Genomic DNA, 17615 nt, shown 5'->3' on the forward strand with positions numbered 1-17615 from the left:
CCTTGCTTACCGGACAGCGCCGAGACTGCGTTGTCCGGTACTTTCGGCGAGAGGACGCAAAGTAACTCGCCCAAGCATGCCCGCATGTGCGGCCTTGTCCCATAACCTGCACGCACAGCACCACTAATCCCGCCACGCGCAAGCCCACCTTGATCTGCGCTCGTCACACGAGACTGGCTCAATAGCAGCAGATCGCCAATGAAACGCCACCGCGCTCCCCGCGCGAAGGCCTGTCCCGCATGGTTTCGTGGCATCGCATCGGATCCCGCGACATCTCCGGATGCCATGTCGGCACAGAAAAGACCCTCGATTTTCGCCAACCCCGGTCATGCCTTCTGCTAGGGAAATCAGATACGCGCCGCCCCATCGCTTCATTGATTACAAAAAAAATAAAATTCAGACAGTTCTTATATTCACCGACCCAAAGCCACCCTATCATTAAAAATAGAAACGAGCCCGGATGCCCAATAGATCATATTCATCCGACATGAGTGCATCACGACATAGCGATAAATCATGAAAAACGCCATTCATATTTGTCCTGACGAGGAGTGTTGACTCTAATTCCATAGAGATAATTCATGAATAACACTCTCCTCGAAAACGTCGATTTCGAATTCTTCACGAAGCAAGTCCTGCACATTCAACTCTATTCGCTTGGCAAAGTGACATATCAGCGCCTACCTGACTGGGTCGACGTAAATAGGCTTCTGGAAAGTGGGCTACTCGACTACCCCAAGATCAGGATCAGTAGCACCAGCATGGAGTACGCTCGTGGATACTGCGGATTTCTTAGATACAGTTCGAATCCGCGCGGAGGAAAATTCGCAACGATCATCCCCGATCTACTGTATCGAGCATTGGATGATGGTTGCACAGTTATCATCGACGGGTGCCAAGATTACTTTCCCTCAATCCTGGCGCTGACAGATGAGATCGAACGCTCCCTCGAGTGTCAGGCGTGGGCTAATCTTTACATTTCAACTCGATCCGCAACGAGTTTCGGATGCCACTTCGACGATCACGACATCATTTCAGTACAGTTATCCGGTGTAAAGACGTGGCGTATCTACCAGCCCACCTACGTGTCACCCAACAGGGGGGACAAAAGTTTTTACCTGACTCCCCCTGCCGGCGTACCGGATCGGTTCGAGAATCTATCCACGGGATCGGGGTTATACCTCCCCTCTGGCTACTGGCATGACGTCGAAACCATGTCTGCATTTGCGCTACACGTTACATTCGGGTTGGATTTCCCAAGAAAATTGGACATCGTGCGCACCATGGCCAACCAACTCGGGATGAACGAGATGTTCCGCGGGATCGTCGACTTCGCACCTGAATCTCCGGAATTTTATGTTTTCCGAGAAAATCTGATCGCTGCGATCCGAGGACTCGATTTCGAGGCATGCATGAAAGCCCCGCTCGATCTTCATCGCAAAAAACGTCCTGCATTCGATCTCCCAAACCACCAACATAAGCCTCATCCATGATAAATCGCGATTACCCTCATCGCGATCAGACAGCTGAAAGCTCATCGTACCAATCGAGGTTAAAATTAAATCCAACTCCTGCCATCTCATGAATATCAAATATAGCTTGTCGCAAATGAGAGATGTTTGGATCGATGCTTACATGAATGGCGATACCGATCAGTTGAACTTCGTGGAAAGCACACATTTCTTTGTAAAACGAGGGGACAGAATACTGACTAAATCTCAGCAAATTGCTTATATACAGCGACACGGGGCCGAGAAAACTTGGCGCAACTTCGGGTTGGACATCCACAACGAGATCAAGAACGTCGCGGAAAGTCAGCGATGGGCGACGATTTCCGGCACTGGCGCCATGCAGCGCGATAACAAGACGCTCTCACGATTCGATTTCCTCGAGTTATGGCTGATCAACAGCGGTCGCTGGCAGATTGCCGCGCTTTGCTACGAAGATCATCTGAGAGAACCCGAAACGTCCAACGACCTGCTGAGCCATCCATAGCCCGCCCCCTCCGACACGCCCTTCACTCACACGCGCTTCGACTCCAATGGATATGAACGACTCCCAGGTACCCAGGAGACCACGCGCCGGAGCACGGCAAAGCGTCGATGTCATCGCGCGGTTACGCGAACAACCTGCAGAAATCTGGCATCGCGGCGAGCGTGTAGCGGACGTCACCGTCGATCCGGCATTCAAGAATAGCGTAGCCACACTGGCCGGACTTTACGATTACCAGTGGAGCGCCGCGGAGGTCATGCTCGAAACCGGCCCCAGCGGCAGCACGGTGAATCGTTCATTTCGGTATTCCCGGCACGCGTGCCGACCTCGTCTCACTCGGCGATGCACTCCAGCACAGTGCCCGATACGGCATGGGGATGCTGGGGCGCGAGCCCGCATGGATGCGCACGACCGTATCGCGCTGTACCGATTGGCGTGGGACACCGCCGCCTCGGCATTCGGCGGCCGACAGGTCCTCTATGAGCGCTTCTTCTTCGGCGATCCCGCCCAAATGGCATCGCGCCTGTTTCGAGAGAAGGACTGTTCGGACGCAATGGCCAGGGTCAGGGCATTTCTCTGTCGCTCATGAAACGCATCGTGTCTCACCCAGGAAGGATCCCTTCCGAAGGACGTCGCCCAGCCATCCCCTTGGACCCACACATTCCGGCTCCCCCAGCAGCACAGCGCCCTACCACCGGCAGGGAGAGTCTGAATGACCGGAAAGAGTCAGCCTCCGGCAAACACGCCTTTTAGCGACGCAGTTTCGGGAGATGGCCAGATACCGACTCGAAGCCCCACATCGTGGCTGACCAAACATCGGCCGGCACACCCGTCTCCCTGCGACTCACCCGCCGAGAATCGCTTCGCAATCCCCCCAGCAGCGCAACGGGTCGCGATGCAAAGGAAACGCTTCGTCGAGCCACGCATTCCACTTGCGCCACTCCGGATGGTTCGTGCCGTTCTGCGCGGAGAACAACGACCGCTCGAGGATGGCGTTGCGTTCGCGGTCGCGGACGATCAGTTGATACTTGCCGTCCGACGCGCCCTCGCGCGACTCGATCGCGTAACGCGGCAAGAGCCTCAGCTCGGCCTGATGCGACCAGCCGTACACCGCGCGCGTCACCCCCGCGGCGTCGCGAATCTCGGTCGTGCCGTTCGGCAGCTTCGATGCCTTCCAGCCCGGCAGCAATTCGACTTCGATCGCATCCCGGCTCTGCCGCACCGGCTTGATCTGCCATGCGCGCTGCATGGCTTCCCGCACCTGCTCGACCGACCGATAACCGGGCGGCACCTCGATCCCGACGGGCAGCGACACCACGCTGTCCTTCCAGATCGTGCTCTTCGGCTCCGTGCGGGTGACGTCGTCGGAACGCGCGGGCGCGGTATCCGCGAACGGGTTTTCCGCGCGGCGCGCCGTGGAAGTCGGCCCTTGCTGCACCCCTGCGAACATCTTTTCCAGCTCGCTGCGTGCCTTTCGGGACTTGTCGTTACTCTTCATGCCTTTCTCCAACAGAGCCTGCCCTCGCTTGTTCTCGTCTCGCTCAAGCGGAGCAGGTTTCAATAGTGACGGGATTCGCCGCATCGCCCTCAGGGGAAGCCGGCGTGATCGTCGTGTTCAAGGGTGCCGGCGCGTCGGCGCCGGACGATGTGTCGTACCAGGGAGCGCAACCGGTAAACAATTGCCAGGAGTGTCTTAAAAGACCGCATGCGCCATCGACCGCCCCATTCGCGCGGCAGGGTGTCGCCCTGCTTCCGTGAGAAACGGAGTCGAATGCGCTCCGATAAGCCGCCCGCGGACGAAGATCGTCCTGCCCTTCGCTCAGCAACGTCGCAACCGATTGTTCCGTCCGCGCGCGAACCGCCTTGCAGATTTTGCTGGAATCGATACGGATTACCCGGGAAGTACGTTGAGGCCTTCGCCACGTGAATCGCCCGGCCGCCCGGCAATCGCGGCCCGGACACAACTTCGCTGGGGAGTCCCGCGCTTCGTCAGCGCTTTGCGACAAGTTGGCACTGCCGGGAGCAGCCAGCCGCGGTTCGCAGCGGCTTTCCCGTATATCGGTCAATCTCGTCAGAACATATCACCACGAGGAAAGCCGTGGCTATTCTTTCTTCATCTCCCGGCGATCAGTCTACTGGCATCCGATATCGCCTGCCTTGCGGCGCAGCCCGGTCCGTGAAACAGATCGCCCTCAGGCATGATCCGCCCGCGCCATCCCGTGCCCGGGCTCTCGCGCCCCGGTGCCCGGCGTTCGCTCGGATCGCCTCGCATCCCGGCCGGCAGCACTATACATCGCGCCTGAGCGAACGAGCGCAAACCTCGCCCCAGCGCCGAAAAAGGACGAGGCGATGAAAGGAACCGGCAATGATGCGCAGACAGGTCGCGCATGAAGGGGCGCCGCAGCGCCCTCATCGAGAGGTTCCGCAACGCGGCGTGAGCAAGAAACAGCGCGACCGACGCCATCGTCAAGATGGTCGGGATGAAATGGGCGGCGATGACGAGCGCCCTGGATCGACGCGCATATCGACGCGTATCGATACCGCTCGTGGTCGGCCTGATATCTCGCATCCTGCGGCGGCAACGGCCATCCAAAACATCGCTATTCGTGGGAGGCCGTGGGCGGCGAGCGATGCCGACGAGACGCGTTCGCATCGAATCGCACCGCGCTGCTCGACCGTGCTGGCACGACCCGGTTCGAGAGGATCGCCCATACCGCCATGTCGCACCGGCGAACGGCCTGCGCACCTCTCGCGAACAAAATGACGGAACCGCGGCGCGACGACCCGCCGTCGACACGCCGGCAAGGCACCGCGCGCCCTTCACTCGCGGGCCTGCAGCCGAAGTCCCCCGGCAGCGGCCGTCCCCGCCGCCAGCCACCGCCGCGACAGCCACCACGCGCCGAGCGCGGCCAGCGTCAGGCCGGCCGACACCGGCGCGAGTCCGTCCAGCCCCCAGTAGTCCGCCACCCTGCCGCCCAGGCTCGCGCCGAGCGAAATGCCCGCGAAGATGCCCGACGAATTCAGCGCAAGCACCATCCCGCGATACTGAGGCTCGAGGCCCACCACTCGCCGCAACTGCGACGGAAAGAACAGATCCTGCATCAGCGCCCAGACCATCAGCAGCGCCAGCGCCGCCGCCAGCCGCCAGGCGGCGTCGAACGCCGCTCCGGCCAGCAGCGCGAAACCGGCGAACACCGGCAGCATCACGCCCATCGCGACCCCGAGCAGGCAATCGGCGGACCTGTGCCGCGACGCGCGCTGCGCGACGAGATTGCCGAGCACGCCGGTCACGCCGAACACCAGCAACGCGAACGCGCCCGCGGCGGGGCTCGCGCCGAAGCGGCCCTGCAGCAGCGGCAGGATCAGCGTATAGGTCGCGAAAAACGCCGCCGTCTGCAACACGACGACCGCCAGCCCCGCCGCCGTCGCCGGCCGCATCAGCAAACGCACCAGTCCCGCCGGCCGCATCCGCTCGCCGCGGGAACGATCGTCCACGCACATCAGGATCCACGCCGCGCTACCCAACGCGAGCGCCGCCAGCAGGCCGAACACCCACCGCCAGCCGAACCCGTGCGCGATCCACGCGGCCAGCGGCGCGCTGATCACGCTCGACAGCGTCACGCCGACGAACACGATCGCGAGCGCCCGCCCCTGCCGCTCGGCGGAAACCAGTCCCGCACCGATCGCGGTCGCCACCGGGCTCACCGCGCCCGCGCCGAGACCCGCCACGACCCGCAGCGCCATCAGCCAGGCGAAGCTCGGCGCGAAGGCGCAGCCGAGCGTGCCGAGCGCCATCGCCAGCAAGCCGCCGACCAGCACGCTGCGCCGCCGGCAGTGGCCGATCAGCATCTGCAGCACCGGCGCGCCCAGCGCGAACGTCAACGAAAACGCCGCCATCAGCAGCGCCGCCCGGCCCGCCGGCATCCGCCAATCCGCCGCCAGCGACGGCAGCGCGCCCACCACGCCGTACGACATGCTGCCCATTGCGAAATTGGCGCTCGCGAGCGCCCGCAGCGCGCGCCGTTCCGTCCGACTCGTTGTCATGCCCATATACCCCTCTCGAAACACGGTCGCGCGGCCGCCTCGGCCACGCCCGGCGACAGTGTGGGCATTTGCTTGCTATATTTGAAATCGATTATCGATATGGGAGCTATCCACATGACAAATATGTCAGCGCCGTTGCGCAGCGCCGATCTCGCCTTGCTCGGCGCGCTCGACGTGCTCCTCGAGGAAACCAACGTGACGCGCGCGGCGGCGCGGCTGCATCTGAGCCAGCCGGCCCTGTCGGCGCAGTTGGCGCGGCTGCGCGACCTGCTGGGCGATCCGCTGCTGGTCCCCGCGCGGAACGGCCGCGGGATGACGCCGACCGCCCGCGCGCTCGCGCTACGCGAGCCGCTGCGGGCCGCGCTGCGCGAGCTGCAGGCCGCGTTGCAGCACGGCGCGGACTTCGACCCGTCGACCGCCGAGCGGACCTTCCAGATCATCGCGAGCGACAACGGCGTCGTGATGGTCGGGCTCGATCTCGTGCGGCGCGTATCCGCGCTCGCCCCGGGCATCCGCATCGGGTTCCGCCATGTCCCCGACGGCACCCCCGGCGCGCTGCTCGAGCGCGGCGAGGCCGATCTGCTGATCACCGCCGACTTCGCCGTGCCGCGCGCGATGAAATCGCAGGCGCTGCTGCGCGAGCGCTACGTGATGGCCCAGCGCAAGGGACATCCGCGCGGCGCCCGGCCCCCCGATCTCGATGCGTACTGCGCGCTGCGGCATGTGATCGTCTCGGGCGACGGCGGCAAGTTTCACGGCTTCATGGACGACGCGCTGGGGCGACTCGGCCGCACGCGCCAGGTGATCGTCTCGGTTCAGCAATATCACTTGGCGCCGCTCGTCATCGAAGCGACGGATTACGTCTGCGCATTGCCCGAGCAGTTCCTGATGCGCTTCGCCGAGCGCATCGACCTGCTGCCGCTGCCGGTCGAGGTGGCGGGCTTCACGTTGTCCGCCGCATGGCATCCGCGGCTGCATGCCGATGCGGCGCACGGCTGGCTGCGCGAGCAGCTGTTCGCGGTGGCGGCGTAGCGGCCGTGGCCCGATCCACGGCTGCGAAGCGCCGCGCTTCGTCCTCGCGCCCGGCAGCGGTCCGCTGGCCCGCACCCGCTCGCGATAAGATGCGCCCACTTGCCGGCGTATCCGGCAAGTGGCGGCGGCGCGCCACGCGATGACCCGGGGGCGGCCTGCCCGCAAAACCGCACCGGTTCGCCAACGGTGCGCAGGCCGCACGCGCGGCATCGTGCGGCGACACTGACGCAATCACGCGCTGTTCCTGCATCAAGAAAAATCACAACGACCGGGAGAACACTTGGAACTCGAAATAGAACGCGGACAGATACCCGTTGGCCAGGGGTGCTTCAGCTACGGAAGAATCCGGGGGTTGAGCCGCGCCCGCAATCCGGGCGGATTTCTGTATGTCCATGATTGCGGAGGCCGCCTCGATCTCATCGAGCAAGGCGTGGCAGCGTACTTCTCCCCCGGGGAGGTCATCGACGCGCTATACGTCAGCCACTTCGACGAGGACCACGTGGCAGGGCTGGAACACCTGCTTGCGCACCACCGGGTGCAGCGAGCCTTCATCCCGGTGCTGCACGACAACGCCCGCCTGTATTTTCTGGCGACCAATCTGGCGAAGGGCGCGCTGTCGGCAACGCTCGAGGCATTCATTCGCGACACCCGCGCGTGGCTCGTGCGGGCAGGCGTCGCGGAGGTCCGGGAGATCCCCGACGACCCCGACCCCGCCCGGCTGGATCCCGAAATCGTCGATCTGGATCGGGACGGCGGCGTCGATCACACGCCGCCCGCCCGTCCCGCCGCGGCGACCCTCAACCTGTCCGTGGGCGGCGGGAAACGCCCCTCGATGGCCATCTGGCAACTGAAGACTTTTTGCGCGATCGATCAGGACAAGCATTTCCGCACCAAGCTGGCTACTCACTTCCGCAAGCGCTTTCGAAGTGACGCCAAGGCGATCGAATGGCTGCTGAGCGGCGCCGTCGGCACGAAGCAGATCAAGGATTTCTTCGTCAAGGAATACGCCGGCGATCACAATCGCGTCTCCTTGTGCCTGTACAGCGGCCCGACGACGAAGCTGAACGACCGCTGGACCGTCGACACCACGCTCATCAGCTGGACATGGCTGACCGGAAAATCATCCCGCATGCGCGTCGGCTGGATGCATACGGCCGACTACCCTTTCCGCGTGAAGAAGCTCGCCCGGAAATTCACGACCTACTTCAAGCCTCAGCTGGACGACGTTTCCGTCTTCATGCTCTCTCACCACGGATCGGCGAGCGATTTCGACGAGACGCTGCTCGACCAGATGAAGCATGTCGAAATCGGGCTGGTGCCGGTAGGATCGAAGAAGCAGTACGGGCATCCCGACGACAACGCATTGGCCACGCTGCTGCGGCGTCGCATCGCGCCCGCGCTGGTCATGGACGAACGTTCCGATCGCTTCATCATGCATACCCGCCTGAGTCACCCTTGACGGGCGAACGGGGGCTCACCCGCTCCATACGCGCGCCCTTCCCGTCCGCCGCATTTCGGACCCGCGCCGCGTTCCCGTATGATGGGTCGCCGGCCGGTGCCGGCAGCACACCAGAAGGATCCGGAATGAAGAATCTGTCGCGAGCGGCCTCGCTCGCCCAGCAGGCCAACGAGGCCGCCGAAGCCGGCCGCGCCGACGACGCGCTGACGCTGTGGCAGCAGGCGGTCGAACACGATCCGGCACAGGCGGGCGGCGCGCTCGACCTGTCGCATCGGCTCGCGGACCGCGGCGCGGCATCGCAGGCGATCGCGCTGTGCGAACGCTGGGCGGCGGCCGAGCCCCATTCGGCGCTGCCCTGGATCCAGGCGGGGATCCTCGAGGCGAATCACCTGGCGGACAGCCAGCGCGCGATCGAGAGCTTCCATCGCGCGCTCGGCCGCGCCCCCCGGGACCACCGCGCGCATGCGGCGCTCGCGCAGCTCTACCTGTTCGCGCTCGAGCCCGCGCTGATGCGTTTTCACGCGACGCGCGCGCTCGCAGGCGCCGACCCCGCGAGCGCGCTGCAGATCCGCAGCCGCTACCTGTCCGACTACGCCGGCGCGGCCGCCGAAGGCCACGCGTGGCTCGCGAACCATCCCGACGACGTCGATGCGCTGCTGGCGGTCGGCAAGGCGCTCTACATGCAGCGCGAATTCGAGGCCGCGCGGCCGCTGTTCGAACGCGCGCTCGCGCTCGCGCCGTCGCGGGTCGACGCGATCGGCGCGCTCGGCGAACTGCGCGTGCTGCTCGGCGAGCGCGCCGCCGGCTGGCGGCAGCTCGAAGCGCTCGCGAACGATGCGCATCTCGGCGCCCGCTATCCCGGCCTCGCGCCGTTTCTCGACCGGAAATGGCGCGGCGAGCCGCTCGCGGGCAAGCGCATCGTGGTCGCGTACTACGCGGGGATCGGCGACAACCTGATGATGGCGCGCTACGCGCGCGACCTCAAGGCGGCCGGCGCGCACGTGACCTTCGCCTGCCGCCCGGAGCTGCTGCGGCTGCTGCACGACCTCGACGGCGCCGACGAGGTGAGCGCGACCTGGCTCATCGAACGCTGGGACACGTTCGACTACTGGGTATTCGACTATCTGCTGCCCGCCTATCTCGGCGCGCCCGACGGCGCGATTCCCGCCTATCCGGCCGGCTACCTGCGCGCACCCGACGACGCTCGGCTGCGCTGGGCCGCCGAGCTTGCCCCGCACGCCGGCGCGCTCAAGGTCGGGCTGTGCTGGTACAGCAGCCCGCACAACTTCAGCGGCATCGACCGCTTCATTCCCGCCGACGCGCTCGCGCCGCTCGCGCAACTGCCGGGCATCGACTGGTTCGCGCTGCAGAAGAACGGCGCGAACGACGCGCCCGCGATCCAGGCGGGCCTCGTCACGCGCGACTACACGCTTCGCTGGCGCGATTTCGCGGATACGGCCGGCTTCATCGACGCGCTGGATCTCGTGATCTCGATCGATTCGTCGCCGCTCCATCTCGCGGGCGCGCTCGGCAAGCCGGCCTGGGGGCTGCTGCCCGCCGCGCCGGAGTGGCGCTGGGGGCTCGCGGGCGACCGCTCGGACTGGTATCCGGGCATGCGGCTGTTCCGCCAGGACGTGCTGCACGACTGGCGCGCCGTCGTCGCGCAGGTCGGCGATGCGCTGCGCGCCCTGTTGCGGGAAACCGGCCGTCCGGCCTAGCGCCCGCTTCCGGCTCGCCGCCCGGCCGCGCGCGACACCGCCCGCCGGACAACGGGTGCGGCGCAGCATTTGCGCGGGCCGTTTGCGTCACAGGTTAAACTCTGGCCTTGCGCGATGCCCTGCCGGGCATCTGCGATCAATAGCAGCAGCGCCGCCCGCGCGGCACTGCCCCGGTCCATGGAGTACGTGTTGATGAGCGGCGGCGTCCCGCGTTCTGTCTTTCGTTTGCCGAATCCCGTCGTTACCGCGACCCCTGTCGTCCTCGCCACGCTGATGCTGTCGGGATGCGGTCTGCTGCACGCGCCGCAAGCGCCCGCGCCGATCACCGAAGCGGTCGCGGTGCCGGTCGAACCGGCCAGCGAGCCGGTGGCGGCGCCCGAGCCGGCCTCCGAGCCCGACGCATCCGATGCGGACGCGCAGAAGCGGCCGCGCCGCGAAGTCGTGCACCCGCGCAAGATCAAGCGCCCGCCCCCCGTCACGCCGCCGCCCGCCCCGCCGCCGCCGCCGTTGATCACGACTCGCGCGATCGATCGGGGCCAGGTGCATTCGCTGCTCGACAGCGAAGTGCAGAAGCGCGGCGGCAAGGTGATCGGCCGCGCGGTCGACATGGTCGCCGACGCGGCCGGCAAGCCGCGCGAGATGATCGTGAACCTGCAGGGCTTCATGGGCGTCGGCGACCGCAAGGTCAGCTTCCCGTGGAGCCTGTTCCGCTTCACGCCGGGCGGCCGGAGCGAGCCGATCACGCTCGACGTGCCGGCCGGCCAACTACCGGCAGCCGTCCGGCCGAGGACCGTGCCGCTCGCCGGCCCGGTGAGCGCGAACGCGGCGGCGTCGCGCATGCCGATCCTCGACACCGACGTCGAGCGCCCGAACGGCGCGAAGGTCGGCCGCGTGATCGACGTGCTGATCGATCGCGATGCGCAGCCTCAGGCCGTCGTGCTCGACGTGAGCGGAATGGTCAATCCCGACCGGCGCGCGATCGCCGCGAGCTGGTCGGCGCTGCGCTTCGCACCGAAGGACAAATCGCTGCGCGCGCTGCTCGATCTCAACGAAGCCCAGCTCAAGGCGTCGCCCGTCTACGCGAGCGACAAGCCGATCCTCGCGGTCTCGCCCGCCGCGCCCCCGCCCGCCCCGGCGTCCGCGCCGCCCGCCCCGGGTGCCAGCCGATGACGGTCCAGCAGGCGGTTAGCGCACGCAGTCTACGCGCTCTCGACTGGCTCAACTTCTTCGTCGCGAACGTACAGACCGGCTTCGGTCCGTTCATCGCGTCGTACCTTGCCTCGCACAAGTGGACCCAGGGCGAGATCGGCATGGTGCTGTCGATCGGCACGATCAGCGCGATGGTGAGCCAGGTGCCGGGCGGCGCCGCCGTCGATGCGCTGAAGAACAAGAAAGGCGCCGCCGCCTGGGCGATCGGCGCGATCATCCTGAGCGCGGTGCTGCTCGCGTCGAGCCCGACCATCGTGCCGGTGATCGCCGCCGAAGTGTTCCACGGCTTCGCGAGCTGCATGCTGGTGCCCGCGATGGCGGCGATCTCGTTCTCGCTCGTCGGCCGCGCGAATCTCGGCGACCGGCTCGGCCGCAACGCGCGCTGGGCGTCGATCGGCAGCGCGGTCGCGGCGGGGTTGATGGGGCTGTGCGGGGAATACGTGTCGGCGCGCGCGGTGTTCTGGCTGACGGCGGCGCTCGCGCTGCCCGCGCTGGTCGCGCTCAGCATGATCCAGCCGACCCACACGGTGGCCCTGCCGTCGCCGCTGCCGAAGCCGCGCCGCGACGACGAGGCGCGCGAGACGCTGCGCGAACTGCTGCGCGACAAGCGGATGCTGACGTTCGCCGCGTGCATCGTGCTGTTCCACCTGTCGAACGCGGCGATGCTGAACCTCGCCGCCGGCGAGGTGACGGCGGGCATGGGCGACAACGTGCAGCTCGTGATCGCCGCGTGCATCATCGTGCCGCAGGCGATCGTCGCGATGCTGTCGCCGTGGGTCGGGCGTTCCGCGCAGCGCTGGGGCCGCCGGCCGATCCTGCTGCTCGGGTTCTCCGCGCTGCCGATCCGCGCGCTGCTGTTCGCGGGCGTGAGCAGCCCCTACCTGCTCGTGCCGGTGCAGATGCTCGACGGCCTGAGCGCCGCGGTGTTCGGCGTGATGCTTCCGCTGATCGCGGCCGACGTCGCGGGCGGCAAGGGGCGCTACAACCTGTGCATCGGACTGTTCGGGCTCGCGGCAGGCGTCGGCGCGACCCTGAGCACCGCGCTCGCCGGCTTCGCCGCCGACCACTTCGGCAACGCGATCAGCTTCTTCGGCCTCGCCGGGGCGGGCGCGCTCGCGGTGCTGCTGGTGTGGGCGGCGATGCCGGAAACGCGCGACCTGCAGACGGACGACGGCACGGCGGGTTCGCCCGCCGAACCGGCGCAATAGCCCGGTGCGTCACGCCCGACGAGTCGACTCCGCATGGAAACCCTGAAAACCTTCAACGAGACCCGCCGCCAGATCCAGCAGGCCGTGTTCGACCTGTTCAAGGGCCTGTCGCTCAAGGAGCGCCTGCTGCAAGGCGTGCTGATGGCGCTGCAGGCCGTGATCGGCGCGAGCATCGCGTACGGGATCGGGCGGGCGCTGCATTCCGAGCAGGCGGTCTGGGCCGCGATCACCGCGATCGCGGTCACCCAGCACAACTACGCGGACACGATGAACCTGTCGCGCGACCAGTTCATCGGCGCGATGGTGGGCGGACTGCTGGGCTTCGCGGGCGCGGCGCTCGGCGGCGGCCATTACGTCGCGTATGCGATCACGATCGTCGTCGTGATCGTCTGCTGCTGGTGCCTGAATGTCGGCAGCGCGGCCCGGCTCGGCGCGATCACCGCGACGATCGTGCTGCTGTTCCCGGGCAACGGGCCGCTCTGGGACATCCCGCTCGTGCGGCTCGGCGAGGTGACGCTCGGCACCGTCTGCGCGGTGGCCGTCAGCTGGACGCTGTCGGTGATCGAGCGGCGCGGGTTCGCGAAACGCTGAAGCGGCGCGACAGAAAAAAACGGGCGCCGCGGCGCCCGTTCTGCAGGGGTCGGGCGACCGGCGCCCATGCGTCATGCGAGCCGCGTCACGGCCCGATCCGCAGCACGATGCCGCTCGAGATCTGCACCAGCAGGTAATCGCCGCCCACCCCGACCCAGTGATAGCCGCGCGGCGGCGGCGTCAGGCGATACGAGCGCCAGTCGTCGATCACGTACTGGCGGTCCCAGTACTCGCGCGGCAGCCGGTCGCCCCGGCGCCAGTCGCGGTGCTGCTCCTCGACACGCGGCGGCGGCGCGTCCGGACGATGCCCCGGGGGCGCCATCTCACCCCGCTCCGGCCGTCCATGCTCGTCACCCGGACCCGGACCGTACTGCTGCGCGAACGCAAGCGGCGATCCGAGCGTGGCTGCAACCAGTGAAGCCAGCAACACACGATGCATTCTCATCGATGATCTCCCGTGTCGAACCACCCCGCACCCTTTGCGAGGAGGTCCGACCAGACTAGCACAGCCGGGTGTCGGCGGACATTTCGCCGGCGGGCGGGCGCCCGCCGCGCGACGTTACGCCGCCTGCTGCTGGTACTGGATCCGATGCAGGTGCGCGTACAGACCGCCCAGCTGCAGCAGCACATCGTGGCTGCCCTCTTCGGCGATCCGGCCGCCCTCGAGCACGAGAATCCGGTCGGCGCGCTCGATGGTCGACAGCCGGTGCGCGATCACGAGCGTCGTGCGGCCTTCCATCAGCCGCTCGAGCGCGGCCTGCACGTGGCGCTCGGACTCCGAATCGAGCGCCGACGTCGCCTCGTCGAGGATCAGGATCGGCGCGTCCTTGTAGATCGCCCGGGCGATCGCGAGGCGCTGCCGCTGGCCGCCCGACAGGCGCATGCCGTTGCCGCCGACCAGCGTATCGAGGCCGTTCGGCATCGCCGCCACCGTGTCCGCCAGATTGGCCGCCTCGAGCGCCGCCTGCACGCGTGCGCGGTCCGGCGTATGCCCGTATGCGACGTTCGCCGCGATCGTGTCGTTGAACAGCACGACGTCCTGACTCACCATCGCCATCTGGCTGCGCAGCGCGTGCACGTCGAACTCGTTGATCGGCACGCCGTCGAGCAGGATCGCGCCGCCCGTCGGATCGAAGAAGCGCGGCAGCAGGTTCACCAGCGTCGTCTTGCCGCTGCCGGACGGGCCGGCCAGCGCGATCATCTCGCCCGGCGCGACCTTGAACGAAATCCGGTCGAGCGTGGGCCGCTCGGTCGCGCCGTAGTCGAACGACACGCTGCGGAACTCGATCTCGCCGCGCGCCTGCGCGAGCGGACGGCCGCCGCCCTTCGGCTCGACCGGTTCGTCGATCAGCCCGAAAATCAGTTCGGCCGCGGTCATCCCGCGCTGCAGCGGCTGATTGACGTCGATCAGGTGCTTGAGCGGCGAGATCACCAGCAGCATCGACGTGACGAACGCGACGAAGCCGCCGACCGTCGTCTGGTCGCTGGTCGACTGCACGACCGCGATCGTGATCACGACCGCGAGCGCGATCGACGCGAGGAACTGCGTGAGCGGCTGCGCGAGCCCGCCCGACACCGCCATGCGCATCGCGTAGCCGCGCAGGCGCTTGCTCATCTCGGTGAAGCGATTGAGCTCGTACGGCTCGCCGTTGTGGACCTTGACCACCTTGTAGCCGGCCACCGTCTCCTCGACGATGTACGACAGTTCGTTCGTCAGCGTCTGGTGCTCGCGGTTCAGGCGGCGCAGCCGGCGGTTGATCTTGCTGACGAGCCAGCCGATGCCGGGCAGGATCACCGCGACGATCAGCGTCAGTCGCCAATTCAGGTAAAACAGGTAACCGAGCAGGAAGATCACCGTCAGCGAATCGCGCACCAGCGTGATCATCACGCCCGTCAGCACGGCGAGAATCTGGTTGACCTCGAACACCACCGCATTGATCACGGTGCTCGCGGTCTCGCGCTGGAAGAACGACGCGCTGGTGTGGATCAGGCGGTCGAACATCTTGAGCCGCAGTTGCAGCAGGATGCGGTTCGATACGTAGTTGAGCAGGTAGTTGGAGGCGTACTGCGCGACGCCGCGCACCAGCGCGAGGCCGATCACCGCGGCGGGCACGTACCATTTCGCGAGGTCGCTGCCGCGCGAGCCGAAGCCATGGTCGAGCAGCGGCTTGAGAAGCGCCGGGATCCCGGCCTCCGTCGCGGCGACCACGCCCATCGTGACGACCGCGAGCACGATCGCGCCGAGCAACGGCTTGATGTACGGCCACAGGCGCCGCAGTACCGATCGCGGCGACGTGCCGGCCGGGTCCATCGATTTGCGTAGAGTGTTCTGGGTTTCCAAGACGATCCTTCCAATGCCGCAGCCGGACCACGGCGATCGCACCGGGCGGCCTCCGGCCACAGACGGCGGCATGCATGCCGAAAAGGCGAAACATTATAGCCGCACCGCTCCCGCGGCACCGCGCGCCGCCCGAGGCGCCGCAGGTATACTCGCGCTCTGTTCCATTGCACGCCTCTTACGACTTCATGGCAGACCCCACTCTCGGCGTCGCGCTGATCGCCCACAACGCCGCCGCGCGGCTCGCCCAGTGCCTCGCCGCGCTGTCGTTCGCCGACGCGATCGTCGTCGTCGACGGCGGCAGCAGCGACGACACCGTTGCGATCGCGCGGGCGCACGGCGCGCGCGTGATCGTCGCGCCCGACTGGCCTGGCTTCGGTCCGCAGAAGAACCGTGCGCTGGCGGCGCTCGACACCGACTGGATCCTGTCGATCGACACCGACGAGATCGTGTCGTCGGAGCTGGCCGGCTCGATCCGCGCGGCGCTCGCTGCGCCGGACGCCGCCGTCTATGCGCTCGACCGCCTGTCGAGCTTTTGCGGCCGGTGGGTGCATCACAGCGGCTGGTATCCGGACTGGGTGCCGCGGCTGTTCAAGCGCGGCGCCGCGCGGTTTTCCGACGACCTCGTGCACGAGCGGCTGGTGTTCGACGGACCGGCGCGGCGGCTCGGCGGCAAGCTGATGCACTATTCCTATGAAGATTTCGAAACGGTGCTGCGCAAGCTCGACGCCTATTCGAGCGCCGGCGCCCGCCAGCGCCGCGCGGCGGGCCAGCGCGGCGGTTTCGGCAAGGCCGTCGGCCGCGGCGCCTGGGCATTCGTTCGCACCTACCTGCTGCGGCGCGGCTTCCTCGACGGCCGGGCGGGCTTCATGATCGCCGTGTTCAACGCGGAAACCGTCTACTACCGCTTCCTGAAGCTCGGCGAACCGCGCGACGGCGCGTAACGCCCGCCCCCGCCCACCCTCGGCCGAATCGCGCGGCCCCGCCGACGCGCGACGGTACAATGCGGGCCACTCCGTCGCGCGACCGGCGTCGCGAACCGCGTGACCCGCCCTTGCGGCATTCCCAAGACTCGAGCCCGATCGCCATGTTCTCCATCATCATCCCGACCTGGAACAACCTTCCCTATCTGAAGCTCGTCGTCGCAAGCCTGCGCGAGCATTCCAGGCACGCCCACCAGATCATCGTGCACGTGAACGACGGGTCGGACGGCACGCTGGACTGGGTCCGCGGCGAGGGCATCGAACACACCGCGTCGCCCGGCAACATCGGCATCTGCCACGCCGTGAACCTGGCCGCCGCGCGCGCGACCCGCGACTACATCGTCTACATGAACGACGACATGTACTGCTGCCCGGGCTGGGACACGGCGCTCGAAGCACGTATCGCGCGGATGCCGACCGACCTGTTCATGCTGTCCGGCACGATGATCGAGCCCGTCGACACCGGCAATCCGTGCGTGGTCGTGCGCGACTTCGGCCGCGACGCGCACCTGCTCGACACGGCCGGCCTGGTCGGCTCGGTCGACACGCTGAAGCGCGCCGACTGGCTCGGCGCGACCTGGCCGCCGACCCTCGTCCATCGCGACTGGTGGCACCGGGTGGGCGGCTACAGCAGCGAACTGAGCCCGGGCATGAGCAGCGACAACGATTTCTCGATGAAGATGTGGGATGCCGGCTGCCGGATCTTCCTCGGCGCGGGCGACAGCCTCGTCTATCACTTCCAGCAGAAAAGCACCGGCAAGGTCGTGAAGAACAACGGCCGCAAGCAGTTCCTCAACAAATGGGGCATGACCCAGGCCACCTTCGACCGCTTCTACCTGCATCGCGGCGAGCCGGCCGGCGCGACGCTCGCGCTCGCGGAGCCGACGGCCGACGGCCGGCTGAAGCGGGCGCTGCTGCGCTCGCGCATCAAGCGCGCGTTCGGCTGAGCGTGCGCCGCGCCCAATTGGCGCGACGGCCTGCGCGCATCACGTATACTTCGCCGTCGACCGTCGCGGTGAGCGCCGCCGCACACGGATGCGA

15 protein-coding genes and 1 pseudogene are annotated in these 17615 nt (G+C 66.9%); 12 read left to right on the forward strand and 4 right to left on the reverse strand.

The window, feature by feature from the left end; translation table 11 throughout:
* Positions 1 to 581 precede the first annotated feature (581 nt).
* The 4 genes and pseudogenes from RZR99_RS20770 (at position 582) to RZR99_RS20780 (ending at position 2581) form a co-directional block, all read left to right on the forward strand.
* Positions 582 to 1493: a JmjC domain-containing protein gene (locus RZR99_RS20770; protein WP_323121655.1), complete on the forward strand. Its 912-nt coding sequence runs from the start codon at positions 582 to 584 to the stop codon at positions 1491 to 1493.
* Positions 1494 to 1635: 142 nt separating this feature from the next.
* Positions 1636 to 1995, forward strand: a complete 360-nt coding sequence (locus RZR99_RS20775; protein ID WP_323121656.1) for a hypothetical protein — start codon at positions 1636 to 1638, stop codon at positions 1993 to 1995.
* Between the two features lie 52 nt (positions 1996 to 2047).
* Positions 2048 to 2245: pseudogene (locus tag RZR99_RS33355) on the forward strand (4-hydroxyphenylacetate 3-hydroxylase N-terminal domain-containing protein); the annotation flags it as partial.
* A gap of 144 nt (positions 2246 to 2389) precedes the next feature.
* Positions 2390 to 2581, forward strand: a complete 192-nt coding sequence (locus RZR99_RS20780; protein ID WP_323121657.1) for a 4-hydroxyphenylacetate 3-hydroxylase C-terminal domain-containing protein — start codon at positions 2390 to 2392, stop codon at positions 2579 to 2581.
* A gap of 255 nt (positions 2582 to 2836) precedes the next feature.
* Here RZR99_RS20780 and RZR99_RS20785 read toward each other — a convergent pair whose 3' ends face one another.
* Together RZR99_RS20785 and RZR99_RS20790 are read right to left on the reverse strand one after the other, a co-directional pair.
* Positions 2837 to 3490 (reverse strand): hypothetical protein, encoded by a 654-nt coding sequence (locus RZR99_RS20785; protein WP_323121658.1) that lies wholly within the window; start codon positions 3488 to 3490, stop codon positions 2837 to 2839.
* A gap of 1322 nt (positions 3491 to 4812) precedes the next feature.
* Positions 4813 to 6036: an MFS transporter gene (locus RZR99_RS20790; RefSeq protein ID WP_323121659.1), complete on the reverse strand. Its 1224-nt coding sequence runs from the start codon at positions 6034 to 6036 to the stop codon at positions 4813 to 4815.
* A 114-nt stretch (positions 6037 to 6150) separates the two neighbouring features.
* On the opposite strand from RZR99_RS20790, the gene RZR99_RS20795 reads away from it, so the two are divergent.
* The 6 genes from RZR99_RS20795 to RZR99_RS20820 all read left to right on the forward strand — a co-directional run bounded on the left by RZR99_RS20795 (position 6151) and on the right by RZR99_RS20820 (position 13253).
* Positions 6151 to 7068: a LysR family transcriptional regulator gene (locus RZR99_RS20795; protein ID WP_323121660.1), complete on the forward strand. Its 918-nt coding sequence runs from the start codon at positions 6151 to 6153 to the stop codon at positions 7066 to 7068.
* Between the two features lie 352 nt (positions 7069 to 7420).
* Positions 7421 to 8527: a ComEC/Rec2 family competence protein gene (locus tag RZR99_RS20800; RefSeq protein WP_323121661.1), complete on the forward strand. Its 1107-nt coding sequence runs from the start codon at positions 7421 to 7423 to the stop codon at positions 8525 to 8527.
* Between the two features lie 125 nt (positions 8528 to 8652).
* Complete coding sequence (locus tag RZR99_RS20805) at positions 8653 to 10245, forward strand: hypothetical protein (protein ID WP_323121662.1); 1593 nt, start codon at positions 8653 to 8655, stop codon at positions 10243 to 10245.
* A gap of 192 nt (positions 10246 to 10437) precedes the next feature.
* The gene (locus tag RZR99_RS20810) at positions 10438 to 11415 is read left to right on the forward strand and encodes a PRC-barrel domain-containing protein (protein WP_323121663.1); all 978 of its coding nucleotides are present in this window, start codon (positions 10438 to 10440) and stop codon (positions 11413 to 11415) included.
* Positions 11412 to 12662 carry an MFS transporter gene (locus RZR99_RS20815; RefSeq protein WP_323121664.1) on the forward strand — a complete coding sequence of 417 codons (1251 nt, stop codon included), beginning with the start codon at positions 11412 to 11414 and terminating at the stop codon, positions 12660 to 12662. The genes RZR99_RS20810 and RZR99_RS20815 overlap by 4 nt, the downstream gene beginning before the upstream one ends.
* Before the next feature lie 33 nt (positions 12663 to 12695).
* Complete coding sequence (locus tag RZR99_RS20820; protein WP_323121665.1) at positions 12696 to 13253, forward strand: FUSC family protein; 558 nt, start codon at positions 12696 to 12698, stop codon at positions 13251 to 13253.
* A gap of 85 nt (positions 13254 to 13338) precedes the next feature.
* On the opposite strand, the gene RZR99_RS20825 is transcribed toward RZR99_RS20820, so the two are convergent.
* Together RZR99_RS20825 and msbA are read right to left on the reverse strand one after the other, a co-directional pair.
* Complete coding sequence (locus tag RZR99_RS20825) at positions 13339 to 13698, reverse strand: RcnB family protein (protein WP_323121666.1); 360 nt, start codon at positions 13696 to 13698, stop codon at positions 13339 to 13341.
* Between the two features lie 114 nt (positions 13699 to 13812).
* Complete coding sequence (msbA, locus tag RZR99_RS20830) at positions 13813 to 15564, reverse strand: lipid A export permease/ATP-binding protein MsbA (RefSeq protein ID WP_323121715.1); 1752 nt, start codon at positions 15562 to 15564, stop codon at positions 13813 to 13815.
* Between the two features lie 215 nt (positions 15565 to 15779).
* Between msbA and RZR99_RS20835 the strand changes: the two genes are divergently transcribed.
* Complete coding sequence (locus tag RZR99_RS20835) at positions 15780 to 16535, forward strand: glycosyltransferase family 2 protein (protein WP_323121667.1); 756 nt, start codon at positions 15780 to 15782, stop codon at positions 16533 to 16535.
* A 143-nt stretch (positions 16536 to 16678) separates the two neighbouring features.
* Positions 16679 to 17521 (forward strand): glycosyltransferase family 2 protein, encoded by an 843-nt coding sequence (locus RZR99_RS20840; protein WP_323121668.1) that lies wholly within the window; start codon positions 16679 to 16681, stop codon positions 17519 to 17521.
* The last annotated feature ends 94 nt before the right edge of the window (positions 17522 to 17615 follow it).

This window comes from Burkholderia alba, from assembly GCF_034721475.1.
GTDB lineage: Bacteria > Pseudomonadota > Gammaproteobacteria > Burkholderiales > Burkholderiaceae > Burkholderia > Burkholderia alba.